The organism is Paraburkholderia sp. GW821-FHT02A12, assembly GCF_059422005.1.
This window is the reverse complement of sequence record NZ_JBWKWA010000002.1, coordinates 1,238,520-1,252,506: the sequence shown is the minus strand read 5'-3', so window position 1 is coordinate 1,252,506 and position 13,987 is coordinate 1,238,520. Positions and strand designations below refer to the sequence as shown.

Annotated in this window: 13 protein-coding genes; 2 read left to right on the top strand and 11 right to left on the bottom strand. The window is 56.7% G+C overall.

The window, feature by feature from the left end:
* Positions 1–399 precede the first annotated feature (399 nt).
* Positions 400–2,067, top strand: coding sequence for a TIGR04141 family sporadically distributed protein (locus tag AC07WT_RS27020; protein ID WP_494949293.1), 1,668 nt, complete (start codon positions 400–402; stop codon positions 2,065–2,067).
* Between the two features lie 820 nt (positions 2,068–2,887).
* On the opposite strand, the gene AC07WT_RS27015 is transcribed toward AC07WT_RS27020, so the two are convergent.
* From AC07WT_RS27015 to AC07WT_RS26995, 5 genes are all read right to left on the bottom strand, one after another.
* Positions 2,888–3,838, bottom strand: a complete 951-nt coding sequence (locus AC07WT_RS27015; protein ID WP_494949292.1) for an electron transfer flavoprotein subunit alpha/FixB family protein — start codon at positions 3,836–3,838, stop codon at positions 2,888–2,890.
* A gap of 13 nt (positions 3,839–3,851) precedes the next feature.
* Positions 3,852–4,601 carry an electron transfer flavoprotein subunit beta/FixA family protein gene (locus tag AC07WT_RS27010; RefSeq protein ID WP_494949291.1) on the bottom strand — a complete coding sequence of 250 codons (750 nt, stop codon included), beginning with the start codon at positions 4,599–4,601 and terminating at the stop codon, positions 3,852–3,854.
* Positions 4,602–4,911: 310 nt separating this feature from the next.
* Positions 4,912–6,060, bottom strand: a complete 1,149-nt coding sequence (locus tag AC07WT_RS27005; RefSeq protein WP_172166831.1) for an acyl-CoA dehydrogenase family protein — start codon at positions 6,058–6,060, stop codon at positions 4,912–4,914.
* Positions 6,061–6,206: 146 nt separating this feature from the next.
* A complete protein-coding gene (locus tag AC07WT_RS27000) occupies positions 6,207–6,497 on the bottom strand; it encodes an SDR family NAD(P)-dependent oxidoreductase (protein ID WP_494949290.1) in 291 nt (96 codons plus the stop codon).
* Positions 6,498–6,699: 202 nt separating this feature from the next.
* Complete coding sequence (locus AC07WT_RS26995; protein WP_172166838.1) at positions 6,700–7,020, bottom strand: hypothetical protein; 321 nt, start codon at positions 7,018–7,020, stop codon at positions 6,700–6,702.
* Between the two features lie 515 nt (positions 7,021–7,535).
* Between AC07WT_RS26995 and AC07WT_RS26990 the strand changes: the two genes are divergently transcribed.
* Positions 7,536–7,658, top strand: coding sequence for a hypothetical protein (locus AC07WT_RS26990; RefSeq protein WP_328807249.1), 123 nt, complete (start codon positions 7,536–7,538; stop codon positions 7,656–7,658).
* A gap of 261 nt (positions 7,659–7,919) precedes the next feature.
* Here the strand turns inward: AC07WT_RS26990 and AC07WT_RS26985 are convergent, their stop codons facing one another.
* The 6 genes from AC07WT_RS26985 to AC07WT_RS26960 all read right to left on the bottom strand — a co-directional run bounded on the left by AC07WT_RS26985 (position 7,920) and on the right by AC07WT_RS26960 (position 13,958).
* Positions 7,920–8,114 carry a hypothetical protein gene (locus AC07WT_RS26985; protein ID WP_268959166.1) on the bottom strand — a complete coding sequence of 65 codons (195 nt, stop codon included), beginning with the start codon at positions 8,112–8,114 and terminating at the stop codon, positions 7,920–7,922.
* Positions 8,115–8,269: 155 nt separating this feature from the next.
* The gene (locus tag AC07WT_RS26980; protein WP_172166835.1) at positions 8,270–9,028 is read right to left on the bottom strand and encodes an SDR family NAD(P)-dependent oxidoreductase; all 759 of its coding nucleotides are present in this window, start codon (positions 9,026–9,028) and stop codon (positions 8,270–8,272) included.
* A gap of 968 nt (positions 9,029–9,996) precedes the next feature.
* Complete coding sequence (locus AC07WT_RS26975) at positions 9,997–10,251, bottom strand: hypothetical protein (protein ID WP_494949289.1); 255 nt, start codon at positions 10,249–10,251, stop codon at positions 9,997–9,999.
* 222 nt (positions 10,252–10,473) lie between these two features.
* Positions 10,474–11,628 (bottom strand): acyl-CoA dehydrogenase family protein, encoded by a 1,155-nt coding sequence (locus tag AC07WT_RS26970; RefSeq protein WP_494949288.1) that lies wholly within the window; start codon positions 11,626–11,628, stop codon positions 10,474–10,476.
* A 268-nt stretch (positions 11,629–11,896) separates the two neighbouring features.
* On the bottom strand, positions 11,897–13,045 hold the full coding sequence (locus AC07WT_RS26965) for an acyl-CoA dehydrogenase family protein (protein WP_172166831.1): 1,149 nt from the start codon (positions 13,043–13,045) through the stop codon (positions 11,897–11,899).
* 139 nt (positions 13,046–13,184) lie between these two features.
* Positions 13,185–13,958: an SDR family NAD(P)-dependent oxidoreductase gene (locus tag AC07WT_RS26960; protein ID WP_494949287.1), complete on the bottom strand. Its 774-nt coding sequence runs from the start codon at positions 13,956–13,958 to the stop codon at positions 13,185–13,187.
* Positions 13,959–13,987: the final 29 nt, after the last annotated feature.

The window sequence follows — 13,987 nt, the reverse complement described above, 5'->3', positions numbered from 1 at the left end:
ACCTTATATCAAGTTCGCTCAACTCGCGAAATATGAACCGAAATTTTTGATAAACGTCGGCGCCGTCATCATCGACCGTCAAATATGCATACTGGATACAATGCGTCCCGCTCAGGGTTTGCGACATAAAAACTTTCAAGTTCCCTCAACGATCTCCAACCGCGCCAGAAATGACAGGCTTGCTTGCGCCTCGACGCGCCGACGGCGCAGCCTCCGTGGCGAACGCAACGAATCGAGCCCCCTCCGCATAATCTCCTGTCGCCCCAAAACGACGACTATTGAAACAACGAATTGACCGCTCTCTCGAAAACAGCTGAGACTTAGAAAAAAAGCGCCATTGGCGAAGATTTTCTAGCCGATACGCATACCGATAATTGGCTGACAAAGCGGGGGGCCAAAATGGCTAAGAAAGAGCCGCGCGAAAGAAAGGAGCGCCTGACGATATACCGAGTTGTCGGCGACCAAATTCGAGATGAATTGATCGTCAAGGCTGACAAAGCGCAGCCGCCCATTAGGCTTAAAATCGCGGCCGGCGATGCGACGCTCTTCATCAAGAATTCGCCGCCGCCCACGCTGCCTGGTTGGACGTCCTTTTTGCTCGACGGCCAAGATGTCCCGCCCGGTCTTTTCATAGGCAACAAATCCGAGGGGGCGGTGCTGGTGATTCGCGACTTGGGCGACACGTTTGTGCTCTCCTTCGGAATGGGCTTTCATCTCGTGAACCTCGACCATGTTGAACGAGATTTCGGCCTGCGCGTCACGCTGAATTCGGTCGATCCAGACAAGCTGCGAAGCCTGGACAAGGCGAGCTACGAAGACAACTGGTTGAACACCCGCAACCAGAGCCCGCGCGATGCGGACATCTTTGACTTGGAGATCGATTGGGAGCTGGACATGGTCTACGCCATCACTGGCGCGTCGACCGTTTCGCTCTTTGGCGACCAAGTCACCGGCCGCGACGCGCTGTCGATCTCCGCCGCCGCGCGACTGGACGACCTCCACGATATATTCAAAGAGGCGGTCGATCGCTGCGAGCACAAATTGCCGGCGCGCTTCGCCTGGATGGAAAACGTCAACCGCATCAAAGAGCGCGAAACCCTCGAATTGCTGGAAATGATTCTTGACGACCTGCTCAAAAAAGAGCCATCCAGCCCAAGCATCTGGATGGGCGAGCCCGAAATCGTCGACTGGGAGCGGCAAGCGGGATACTCATTTGACCATCGGGCGTCGACGCCCCGCCACTCCACGCTGCAATTAAGCGCGCTGCTCGACTACATGCGCGAGCACAAGGCGATCATTGGTGTCGCCGCCATGAAAACCCACTTCGTGCACGCCAACGATGCGAACGGCCAGTGCATCAAGACATGGTCGGCTTACCGCTGCCTGTATGCGGAAATCGTGGACAAGGAAAAGACCTACATTTTGCGCAACGGCGACTGGCACGCCGTGAACCACGGATTCATGGAGAAGGTCGACGAGGCGTTGAAGAAATTGGAGGTGGACCAAGCGACGTTGCCTGTCTACAACCACGACAACGAGGGCGAATACAATGCTGCGGTCGTAGCCAATGACCCAGCCATCGAGTTGATGGACAAGAAAAACGTCGCCGTCGGAGGCCCCTTCGACAAGATCGAGTTTTGCGACTTGGTCAGAAGCGGCAAGGATCTAATCCACGTCAAGTATTACCGCAGCTCCGCCACCCTTAGCCATCTTTTCGCGCAAGGCATGGTTTCAGCGGAGACGTTTGTGAAGCATGAGGAATTTCGACGGAAGCTGAACGACAAGCTTCCGCGAAGCGTGCGACTCGCGGACACCGCCGCGATTCCGAATGCGCGCGACTACCGGATCGTCTACGCCATCGCCACAAGCAAAGACATCCCCGTCGAGCTGCCGTTCTTTTCAAAGATCACCCTGAAAAATGCCTTGCTCTCCCTGCAAACGCTCGGGTTCGGGGTTGCCATCGCCCGAATCGAAGTTGACCCAGTCTTGCTCAACACCAAGAAATTCAAGACGGTTCGACCTCGGCGCAAGCGTGCGCCGCCAGCGTCAGCTGTGGCGCTGGTTTGATTGCGCGCGGGTCGGCTAAGCCTCCGGATCGATACCGTTCATACGTGTCGAACCGATCAGGCTATACATCGCGGCCGCACGCACGTCTCGATAACAACGTCCGAGGCACTCTTCCGCTCGGAATCTGATAGGCAAGTTAGAGATAACTGAATCTTCATGTTGAATGACCGCTATCAAGAAATTGGAACGGCTGCTCCGAGTCGAAAGCGAGAGTTCGCTGATGCAGGAAGCTGCCGTCGGGTTGCTCGGTGCCGCCACTGTCAACAATCCGCGACATTGCTGACGTAAAACCCGACCCGCCCCAATGTCCGAAAAGGTGTCATCCGGGGATCCAGCAACCTGCACCTGTGGCTAGGCTTTACGTCCCTGCCGCACTGCACAGGACCGTCTTGCGAAGCTTTGCGGCGATAACGGGTGTTATCACCGCGGCCCGACCATTCCGCGGTGGATTTCCCGCTGGCACGGTACCCTTTTAGGGACGTCGAAACCGGCATTCGCACGACCGGGGACCGACTGCCCCGTCGTTCAAGAACTTTGCATAAAAGAAATTTTCAACAACAAAGAACGGGCGCGCTTTTTCTATGTTTATTAGGCACACATTGACGCGACCGTCATCCTCAGCCAACGCTCGGTTACCGGGTCACGAAGTCGTTAACAGTCCGTCAACGACGAGTTGCGCGCCTTCTTCCACGCCACTGGCGATGTAGCCTTCGATGCGCTCCAGCGCCTAGCGGCTAGCGCCTGACAATCGGGCCCATTTCCGCGTCAACTTCGTTGCTGCCTCCGTACCATTTGGGATGCCGGAAATGCCATGGTGCTATCAATACTGCAGGTCTGCGACGAATTCAGGCACGACCGTGAACAGATCTCCAACGAGACCATAGTCCGCGACGCTTAAGATCGGCGCTTCGGGGTCCGTGTTGATCGCGACGATCACCTTCGAATCCTTCATGCCCGCGAGATGCTGGATCGCACCCGAGATGCCGACCGCCACGTACAGTTGCGGCGCGACGATCTTGCCGGTCTGGCCCACCTGATAGTCGTTCGGCACGAAGCCCGCATCGACTGCTGCGCGCGATGCGCCCAGCGCCGCGTTCAGCTTGTCGGCCAGCGGCTCCAGCACCTTCGTGTAGTTCTCGCCGTTGCCCAGACCCCGGCCACCCGACACGATGATCTTCGCTGACGTCAGTTCCGGACGGTCCAGCTTCGTCACTTCACGGCTCACGAACTGCGAGAGGCCGCTGTCCGCCGCCGCTTCGATCTTCTCGACTGCAGCGCTACCGCCTTCGGCCTCCACGGCGTCGAAACCGGTCGTGCGCACCGTGATGACCTTGATTGGGTCAGCCGATTGCACCGTTGCGATGGCGTTGCCCGCGTAGATCGGGCGCTCGAACGTGTCGGCCGAATCCACGGCCGTGATGTCGCTGATCTGTGCGACGTCGAGCTTCGCCGCGATACGCGGCGTGATGTTCTTACCCGAAGCGGTCGCCGACGCGAGGATGTGCGTGTAATTCTTCGCCGGGTCTTGCACAAGCGTCAGCACCGTCGCTTCGACGTTTTCCGCGAGACCCGCTTCGAGTTGCGGCGCGTCGGCGAGTAGCACCTTCGACACGCCTGCGATCTTCGCTGCCGCATCCGCCGCAGCCTGTGCGTTGTGGCCGGCGACCAGCACGTGGATATCGCCACCAATCTTTTGCGCGGCTGCAATCGTATTCAGCGTCGCGGCCTTGATCGACGCGTTATCGTGTTCTGCAATTACCAGATTCGTCATTTCGTCCGTCTCCTCACAGCACCTTGGCTTCGGTCTTCAGCTTCTCGACCAGCGTCTTCACATCCGGCACCATCACACCGGCGGAGCGCTTCGGCGGCTCAACGACTTTCAGCGTCTTCAGGCGCGGCGTCACATCAACACCGAGGTCTTCCGGCTTGATGACTTCCAGCGGCTTCTTCTTCGCCTTCATGATGTTGGGCAGCGTCACGTAGCGCGGCTCGTTCAGGCGCAGATCGGTCGTGATCACAGCGGGCAGCGTCAGCGACAGCGTTTCAGCACCGCCGTCCATTTCGCGCGAAACCGTAGCCCTGCCGTCCGCCACGACAACCTTCGACGCGAAGGTAGCTTGCGGCAGGTTCGCCAGTGCAGCCAGCATCTGGCCGGTCTGGTTAGAATCGTCGTCGATGGCCTGCTTGCCGAGGATGACCAGTTGCGGCTGTTCCTTGTCGACCAGCGCCTTGAGCAGCTTGGCGACCGCCAGCGGCTGCAGTTCTTCGCCCGACTCGATCTGGATCGCGCGGTCCGCGCCGATTGCCAGCGCCGTGCGCAGCGTTTCCTGCGCTTGCGTCACACCGGCCGACACGGCGATCACTTCAGTCGCCACGCCCGCTTCGCGCAGACGAACGGCTTCTTCAACCGCGATTTCGTCGAACGGATTCATCGACATCTTCACGTTCGCGATGTCGACACCCGTGCCGTCCGATTTCACTCGAACTTTCACGTTGTAATCGACCACTCTCTTGAGCGAAACCAGAACCTTCAAACTTTCCTCCCATAAGTTGTCACAGATTCTCTGGCCCTGTCTCGCAAGGCCACTGCAACAGGACCCATGATGACGACGCGGATGACTCTCCCACCACCAAGTCACCGGACCGTAGCCTGGCACACAGTTGCCGCCAGCCTCCAAAAGGCCTCGATCTTGCCTGTCACGACTTGGTACGAAGCCGCGACATCGCAAAAAAATTCGGCCGGCTTGTCCGGAACCGCTTTAACGCAACTTCGATTTTGAAGCGAAGCTGCGTCTCCCGTCGAGTCATCGAGGGACCTGACATACCTTGATTCAAAGCGGTGTACTACAGCGTCCGAGCGATCAACTCTTTCATGATTTCATTCGAGCCACCGTAGATTTTTCCGACTCGCGAGTTGACATAGAGTTTCGCGATTGGATACTCGGCCATGTAACCGTATCCACCATGCAGCTGCAGGCACTCGTCAATGATCTCGCAGCTTCTCTGGGTGCACCACCATTTCGCCATGGCGGCCGTCTCCGGATCGAGTTCACCACGCAGCACCTTTTCCATACAGCTATCGACAAACGCACGCGCAACGGTCGCATTCGTCTTGCATTCCGCCAACTTGAAGCGCGTATTCTGCAAACTGATAAGCTCCGCGCCAAACACCTTACGCTGACGCACGTAGGCGATGGTTTCCTCAAGCGCCCGCTCCATTGCCGCCAATGCGGCTATGGCAATGATCATCCGCTCTTTCGGCAATTGCTCCATGAGTTGGGAGAAACCTTTGCCCTCTTCGGTGCCCAGCAAGTTCTCGGTCGAAACTCGTACATCGTCGAAAAACAGTTCCGTCGTGTCCTGTCCCTTCAGGCCGATTTTCTCCAATACGCGCCCTCGGCGGAAGCCCGGTAGATCTTGGGTCTCGACGACAACAATTGAGACACCCTTTGCCCCCATCCCCGGATCCGTTTTGGCGACGACGCAAACAAGATCCGCGTGCAGACCGTTTGAGATGAACGTTTTCGAGCCATTGATCACGTAGTGATCTCCGTCACGGACAGCCCTTGTCTTGATCGACTTCAAATCGGACCCCGCGCCGGGTTCCGACATCGCGATGGCGCCGATCATCTCCCCCGTGGCCATCTTGGGAAGCCAACGTTGCTTTTGTGCTTCCGTCCCGTACCTCAGGATATAGTGCGCGACGATGCCGCTATGCACACTGTTACCGAGGCTGCTCGCCAGCGCTTTCGCTTGCTCGAACATGATAATCGCTTCATGAGCAAACGTTCCTCCGCCTCCCCCATATTCCTCGGGAATGCTTGCGCATAACATGCCAACCTCGCCGGCCTTGCGCCATGCTTCTCGATCGACGTGGTGCTGCTTCCACCAGCGCTCTTCATTTGGTACGAGTTCGCGTTCAATGAATTTTCGGATCGCGTCCTGGAAGATCGCGAGATCATCCGTGATCCACGGGCTTCGACTTTCCGACATAGAATCCATCCCAGGTTAAGTACAGTTGTGGCTAGATACTCGGCCGTCGCTCAACGCGGATGCTGGCCGTCGTCAACCTTCAAAAATGTGCCGGTAACGAAATCAGACGATGGCGACACGAAGTACAGCAGCGTACTGTCAAGCTGCTAAGGGTCGCCCGTCCGACGGCGCGGAAATCGATCTGTCACATCGCCGACCCGTTGCAGCATTTCACCCATCATCTCCGACTCAAACATACCAGGCGCAATGGCATTCACGTTAATACCGAACTTTGCCCATTCGACAGCCAATGCCTCGGTCATCCTTACAACCGCTGCCTTGCTGATTGAATATAGCGCGACCCCGTTCCCATCAAGAATCGCCGCGTCATGCCGTCGCTGTTGGATCCCGGCGTCCCCTTTACCAACCTTCCCAATCTCGTGGCGTACGACAGGCATCTATGATCAATGTGTCCCGCATCTCCTGTCTCCGTTGAAAACTACGGGTGACCAACGTTTCGCTTCACGAATCGTCAGTCTCGCTCCCAATCAATCGGAGTAGCAGACAAGTCGGTACATCTGGATGGCACTTGAACCATTCGTCACAACTTGCAAGATTCTACTTGCAGCTTCCCAGCGTGCCCGGATCGATACATTCCAACTATGGCGCCCGGCAGATTCTCGAAACCTCTACCACATCGCTAATGAGTTTTAGTCTTCCCTCATTTATCAGACGGGAACGATCGTCTTCCGCCCGCTGGCGATCGTGATAGAACGCATCGACAATCCACGCCTCCGATTTGATGTTGCGTCCGCGAAGAATGACTTCGATATCTTTTGTGATTCCGACCGCCTGACGCGGTGTCGCGGGTGCCCCGCCACTGTTCAGTTTGTCAGCAAAGAGCGTGGCGGCCGCCCTGTAGAACACGATAATCCCGGTGCAATTCATCAGCCCAAGCACGGTTTCGGTCAGGGCTCCCACCTACACCGTCATAATTGACATCAATCCCATCTGGAAATGCGTCTGCGATTTCGGCCTTGAGGTTACCCGAGCGATAGTCGATGAAACCGTCCACGCACAGAAACCTCTGACGAGCGGGTACGTACAGCCATCACCGACTGTCGCCACGTGTGGTTAGAGGTTCGGCGTCGCCTCTCACAGACATGCATACAATGCGTCGATCAAGCCACGTCGACGCGGGTAAAAGTCAATTTGGTCGCTCATACGATTCATGGCGTAACCAACAGCTAGATCAGCGACCGGGTCGGCGAACGTTTGTCGAACATGATCAGATCTCGAAGAAAAAAAACCTTGTATATCAAAGACAACAAAATTTATTCGCGTCTACCGTAAGATGAAATCTGATTTTCTGGCGAAAAATGGCTTGGAGAACGTTTCCTGGCCCTTTCGCCTAATGCACGACCGTCAATTCGCTTCTTATAACTACGTTTAATGATTTGACACCCTCGTGCGCTACCCTCGTGGAGTTCATACCCATGAACGCAAAGCATGAACTCGAAGCGCGTATGCAAACCCTGTCGATCCGCACCTACGATCTTCCCTTTACGTACCGGCCGATCTCGGGCGGGAATACACACCAGTTGCCGTCCTCGTGGTGAAAGAAAGCAATGGTCAGAGGGCCAGCGAGCCGCGCTACCTCGACGCACACATAGCGCACACCCTTGGCTGTGCGCCCAATTCTTGTGACGCGCAATGGACTTGCCTGCGTAGGCGCAAGCGCAAGCCATTTATCAACCTGCGAGCGTAAAGTTCTTTTACCTGTATCCATGGCCGAATTCTCATGCTACGCATTAACGAATATCTCAGTAGTTACTTTGTTATACGAATTATGTAGAACCAGCTTCGATCAGCTATCAAAGTCACTCGACGAACGTCACATTGGTAACTCCACCTTCCTCGCACATCGCCTGAAAACTGAACCTGCCTCGCCTTCGACGGAGGCCGTGCACCACAGTAATCATCCGATTTGGTCCCGATGCGCCGAGAGGATGACCAAGCGCGTTAACGCAACCACGGACATTCATACGGGCCGAGTCCGCCCCAACGGGTTTCAGCCATGCCAGTGGAATCGGGCCAACTCACCAACCATGACCAGCGAGTCCGAGAGAAAGGAGCATAGTCAACTAGATGCGGAGCTTTCCGCGCCCAATTCCCGTAGACACTCATTGTGTGCGCCGCCGATGCGTTCCCCTCGGATCACCAACTAGGACTAACGTGGCGCCATTCGAAGGGCGCCGTCCAAGCGAATAGTTTCACCATTCAGCATTGAATTCACGATGATATGTTCAGCGAGCATTGCATACTCTTCGGGACGGCCTAATCGCGCAGGGTGCGGGACGGATTGCCCAAGGGCTTCCCGTACCTGAGGAGCCACGCGCGCCAGCATCGGTGTATCGAAGATGCCGGGGGCAATACTGCATACGCGAATCGCCCGGTTCGCCAGGTCGCGTGCCGCAACGAGCGTCATGCCGACGATGCCAGCCTTTGCGGACGCATACGGGATCTGGCCAATTTGCCCTTCGTACGCCGCCACCGATGCCGTTAGAACAATTACGCCTCGTTCTCCTTCGATTGGATCCGCCTTTGCCATGCTGGCCGCAGCAAGACGCAATACATTGAAGCTGCCGACAAGATTTGTTGCTACGATCGCCGCATACGTCTCGAGCGATCCCGGTCGCCCATCCTTATCAAGCGTCCGCAACGCTCCACCACGACCCGCACAGTGAACCGTCGCCCGGAGCGGTCCAAACACTTCTGCGGCTGCGAACGCAGCCTCCATCTGACTCTCAGACGTGACGTCGGCTGCCACGAATGCCACCGCTCCGATTTCCGTCGCGACCTCTGCCCCATTCGTCCCTGGTAAATCGACGATTACCACCTTTGCACCGGCCTGAACAAGACGCTCGGCCGTAGCCCGACCGAGTCCCGAGGCTCCGCCGGTGACGACGGCAGTCTCCGTAATCTTCATGTTATTTCCTTTGCTCAAACGGTCTAAAAGAGATCCACACAGTCCAAACAGTCACCTCAACTTCAGGATAGACTCAACATACGTATGTGTCACTGCATATGACCACGCGGGATTTTCATGCGACCGATCGGTAGACCGTTGAACGCGTACGAATCCGCTCATGCAGACTGCTTTCGCAGGCAAACGGCCGCCCCCGCTGAGCACTCCAGCGTGACGAAGCTCGCCGTGTGACGAGCCAAAGCTAGTTCGAATCATTCATCGACGACGCATTCGTAGACTTCATCAAACCTGGATTATCAGTAGGTATCGTCGAAAGTTGGGGATTGGCGCTGCACGAATCGTTCGCGTTTCGCATTGATCGTGTCCAGTTGCCAAGGCGCGGCTATTTTTCCTCGTTGGAGTGAAGACGACGCTTCGCGAATGCGTGCCTTCCGAATCGTTGTCAAGGTCGTAGGGAGTGGCCTCGGCAAAGCTGACGAATGAGCACGCAGGCGTTATCAGGCAGCATAGTCGGCCGCGATGCAGTTGTAGTTTCTCCTTTATTACCCACAGCCCCGGAAGACCTCAGTCTCCAGACTAGGGATGAAAGGCGGATGCCGCCTGTGCAGCAGGAGTCTTGTGATTCTCAGAGATGATCGATCAAGCACTCGTTGCGACTGTACCGGTGCCTACGTATTCAGGGAAAGGCGCAAAGCCCGCCCTCGCTCAGCCTTGACGAGACAGCAAGAGACGCCGCTTGCAACACGGGTCACCGACCAATGCCAGAGTTGCGGGCCCGCCCAGATGCAAACGGATTTGTCGCATGTCAGCTTCGTCGCGTAGCCCGGCGGTGCCGGCATGAACATCGAGAGATATCTGAATAGTAGGCCGTGCGATGGTGGCTGCGGATACCGATCGGCATATCGGCCGATCCGTGAATTAGTCGGCCCTTCCTAATCATCAAACATCCGAAATTACTGACCTTCAGACTACGTCAAACCTAGTCCAAGTTTTTCAGCGGTGGCCTTGGCCTGACGAATGGCGAGATCAAACGTGCCTTCTTTTGCCACACTCACGCGGTCGACACTCACCTGCCAACAATCGAACTGGAAGCGCCACCGAATGCGCCGCTCCTCTAACAACTCCGAAAACCATCGCCAGATGGACGCATCTTCTGCGTTTGCGGCCGCAGCAGCTTCGAAACGTACCTGTTGCATTACATCCATAAACAGCGCCTTCGACATTCACATTTTTAATAGTTACTACAGCTCTCGGCGAAGGTCCCTGAATCTGTCAATCGTCGCCCGCATCGGACCACACCGTGGCTCCGCGGCTTGCAGAGTGGTCACTCTAATATCGCAAGAACCGACTGCAACACCGCTGTGCCCAAGCTTGAACTTCTGAGCTTACGACGGCTCACACGCAGTCCGCGCCCCGTGGACCTGGCCCCGCAAGCCCTGAGTCGCCTAACGCGTAGCGTCGCGTACCATATTGCGCGCAATCACCAGTTGCTGGATCTGCGTCGTGCCTTCGTAGATGCGGAACAGGCGGACGTCCCGATAGAAACGTTCGACAGCATACTCGGACACGTAGCCCGCGCCGCCGTGAATCTGCACCGCGCGATCTGCGACGCGGCCGCACATCTCCGACGCGAACAGCTTGCAGCACGACGCTTCCGTCGACACATCCTGCTTGTTGTCGCGGCGTCGCGCGGCATCGAGCACCATCGAACGCGCGGCGTAGATTTCCGCGCGGCTGTCGGCGAGCATCGCCTGGACCAGCTGGAATTCGGCGATCGGCTGACCGAACTGCTTGCGCTCCATTGCGTAGCGAAGTGCATCGTCAAGCATGCGCTCCGCCGCACCGACGCAAATCGCCGCAATATGCAGACGGCCTTTGTCGAGCACCTTCATTGCCGTCTTGAAGCCGACGCCCTCGTTGCCGCCGATGATGTTCGCCGCAGGCACGCGGCAGTTCTCGAAGATTACATCGCAGGTATGCGCACCTTTCTGGCCCATCTTCTTGTCGATCTTGCCAAGCGACAGACCGGGCGTGCCCTTTTCGACGATGAACGCCGAAATCCCGCTAGAGCCCTTGATGTCCGGATTCGTGCGCGCCATTATCGTGTAGATGCCGGCTTCCGGCGCATTGGTAATGAAGCGCTTGGTGCCATTGATCTCGTAGTGGTCGCCGTCGCGCACGGCCGTCGTGCGCAGCGACGCGGCATCCGAACCCGAGCCCGGCTCCGTCAACGCAAACGATGCGATCAGTTCGCCCGAAGCGAGCTTCGGCAGATAGTGGCGCTTCTGCTCGTCGGTGCCGTCGATGATGAGGCCCTGCGAGCCGATGCCGTTGTTCGTGCCGATCAGCGAGCGAAACGCTGGGGAAGTCTTCGCTATCTCGAACGCGGCGAGCACTTCTTCTTCCATCGTGAGGCCAAGGCCGCCGTATTCCTCGGGAATCGTCAAACCAAACAGGCCGAGCGCTCGCATCTCGCTGACGATGTCGGCGGGAATCTCATCCGTTTCGGCGACCTCATTTTCGGCGGGAACGAGCCGCTCGCGTACAAAGCGCGACAGCGAATCGACAAGTAGTGTGAGTGTTTCGTTATCGCGAATCATCAGGTTTCCTGCATTGCCGTGGCGCGCGACCAGTGTATCGTCGTACGTTGCGCCGATTGCTCATGGCCGTCCTATGCCGACGTCAATCCGTGTCGCGAAAGGACTCTCGTGTATCAATACTTTTCCAACCTATCGTGGACTAGCACGCTTCAAGGGTACATTTCATCAATATGAACCTCAGCACCATGAACCGAAAAGAGGGCGTGACATTGAAAGAGGCACACCTGGTCATTGAGTGATCGGATGTACCTTAATTTCAAGAGGTGTACTACAGCGTCCGAGCGATCAACTCTTTCATGATTTCATTCGAGCCACCGTAGATTTTTCCGACTCGCGAGTTGACATAGAGTTTCGCGATTGGATACTCGGCCATGTAACCGTATCCACCATGCAGCTGCAGGCACTCGTCAATGATCTCGCAGCTTCTCTGGGTGCACCACCATTTCGCCATGGCGGCCGTCTCCGGATCGAGTTCACCACGCAGCACCTTTTCCATACAGCTATCGACAAACGCACGCGCAACGGTCGCATTCGTCTTGCATTCCGCCAACTTGAAGCGCGTATTCTGCAAACTGATAAGCTCCGCGCCAAACACCTTACGCTGACGCACGTAGGCGATGGTTTCCTCAAGCGCCCGCTCCATTGCCGCCAATGCGGCTATGGCAATGATCATCCGCTCTTTCGGCAATTGCTCCATGAGTTGGGAGAAACCTTTGCCCTCTTCAGTGCCCAGCAAGTTCTCGGTCGAAACTCGTACATCGTCGAAAAACAGTTCCGTCGTGTCCTGTCCCTTCAGGCCGATTTTCTCCAATACGCGCCCTCGGCGGAAGCCCGGTAGATCTTGGGTCTCGACGACAACAATTGAGACACCCTTTGCCCCCATCCCCGGATCCGTTTTGGCGACGACGCAAACAAGATCCGCGTGCAGACCGTTTGAGATGAACGTTTTCGAGCCATTGATCACGTAGTGATCTCCGTCACGGACAGCCCTTGTCTTGATCGACTTCAAATCGGACCCCGCGCCGGGTTCCGACATCGCGATGGCGCCGATCATCTCCCCCGTGGCCATCTTGGGAAGCCAACGTTGCTTTTGTGCTTCCGTCCCGTACCTCAGGATATAGTGCGCGACGATGCCGCTATGCACACTGTTACCGAGGCTGCTCGCCAGCGCTTTCGCTTGCTCGAACATGATAATCGCTTCATGAGCAAACGTTCCTCCGCCTCCCCCATATTCCTCGGGAATGCTTGCGCATAACATGCCAACCTCGCCGGCCTTGCGCCATGCTTCTCGATCGACGTGGTGCTGCTTCCACCAGCGCTCTTCATTTGGTACGAGTTCGCGTTCAATGAATTTTCGGATCGCGTCCTGGAAGATCGCGAGATCATCCGTGATCCACGGGCTTCGACTTTCCGACATAGAATCCATCCCAGGTAAACTGCAGATTTGGTTCAAAATGAGGGACGACCACCGCATGCGGCCGCCTACACACTGTGTGGTAACAGATATAGCTAACGCTGCTGAAAGAGACAGCTGCAGTTAGACACCCTGTCGTCGCTCAACGCGGATGCTGGCCGTCGTCAACCTTCAAAAATGTGCCGGTAACGAAATCGGACGATGGCGACACGAAGTACAGCAACGTACTGTCAAGCTGTCGAGGGTCACCCATCCGACGACGCGGAAATCCTTCTGTCACATCGCCGACCCGCTGCAGCATCTCACCCATCATTTCCGACTCAAACATACCAGGCGCGATGGCATTCACGTTGATACCGAACTTTGCCCATTCGACTGCCAACGCCTCCGTCATTCTTACCACTGCTGCCTTGCTGATTGAATACAGCGCGGCGCCGTTCCCACCATAGTCAAAGGCAGTCATTGAAGAGATGTTGACAATCCGGCCGGGAAGCTTTGCGGCCATCAACCGGCGCGCAACTTCGCAGGAAAGGATGTAGGGAGCGCGCACATTCGTAGCGAGCACTCGATCGATTAATTCCACCGACATCTTGGTCGCACGAGTTGCGTCGGGAATCCCCGCATTGTTGACGAGTATCGATACGGGACCGAGTGCCTTCTCGGCTTCGCCCACTGCATCAACCAGCCGGGTGGCATCTGTGACATCAAGCTGGACAGCTATTGCCTCCCCCCCGGCGCTTCGGATGTCATTCGCCAGCTCCTCCAGTCGTTCAAGCCTTCTGGCTGCCAGTGCGACCCGCGCACCGCAAGTCGCGAGAACCTGCGCGAAACGACGCCCCAGGCCCGACGATGCGCCCGTAACAAACGCAGTCTGCCCGGAAAGATCAATTGAAAAGTTGATTGGCGGCAAGCTCATGTTGTTCTCCTCCTTGGTTTTTAGCGGAA

What these genes read in the sequence shown, in the direction of transcription:
- AC07WT_RS27015 (WP_494949292.1), bottom strand. Translation starts at nt 3,838, where the DNA reads ATGACGAATCTGGTAATTGCAGAACACGATAACGCGTCGATCAAGGCC.
- AC07WT_RS26960 (WP_494949287.1), bottom strand. Translation starts at nt 13,958, where the DNA reads ATGAGCTTGCCGCCAATCAACTTTTCAATTGATCTTTCCGGGCAGACT.
- AC07WT_RS26980 (WP_172166835.1), bottom strand. Translation starts at nt 9,028, where the DNA reads ATGAAGATTACGGAGACTGCCGTCGTCACCGGCGGAGCCTCGGGACTC.
- AC07WT_RS27005 (WP_172166831.1), bottom strand. Translation starts at nt 6,060, where the DNA reads ATGTCGGAAAGTCGAAGCCCGTGGATCACGGATGATCTCGCGATCTTC.
- AC07WT_RS27000 (WP_494949290.1), bottom strand. Translation starts at nt 6,497, where the DNA reads ATGCCTGTCGTACGCCACGAGATTGGGAAGGTTGGTAAAGGGGACGCC.
- AC07WT_RS26975 (WP_494949289.1), bottom strand. Translation starts at nt 10,251, where the DNA reads ATGTCGAAGGCGCTGTTTATGGATGTAATGCAACAGGTACGTTTCGAA.
- AC07WT_RS26965 (WP_172166831.1), bottom strand. Translation starts at nt 13,045, where the DNA reads ATGTCGGAAAGTCGAAGCCCGTGGATCACGGATGATCTCGCGATCTTC.
- AC07WT_RS26970 (WP_494949288.1), bottom strand. Translation starts at nt 11,628, where the DNA reads ATGATTCGCGATAACGAAACACTCACACTACTTGTCGATTCGCTGTCG.
- AC07WT_RS27020 (WP_494949293.1), top strand. Translation starts at nt 400, where the DNA reads ATGGCTAAGAAAGAGCCGCGCGAAAGAAAGGAGCGCCTGACGATATAC.
- AC07WT_RS26990 (WP_328807249.1), top strand. Translation starts at nt 7,536, where the DNA reads ATGAACGCAAAGCATGAACTCGAAGCGCGTATGCAAACCCTGTCGATC.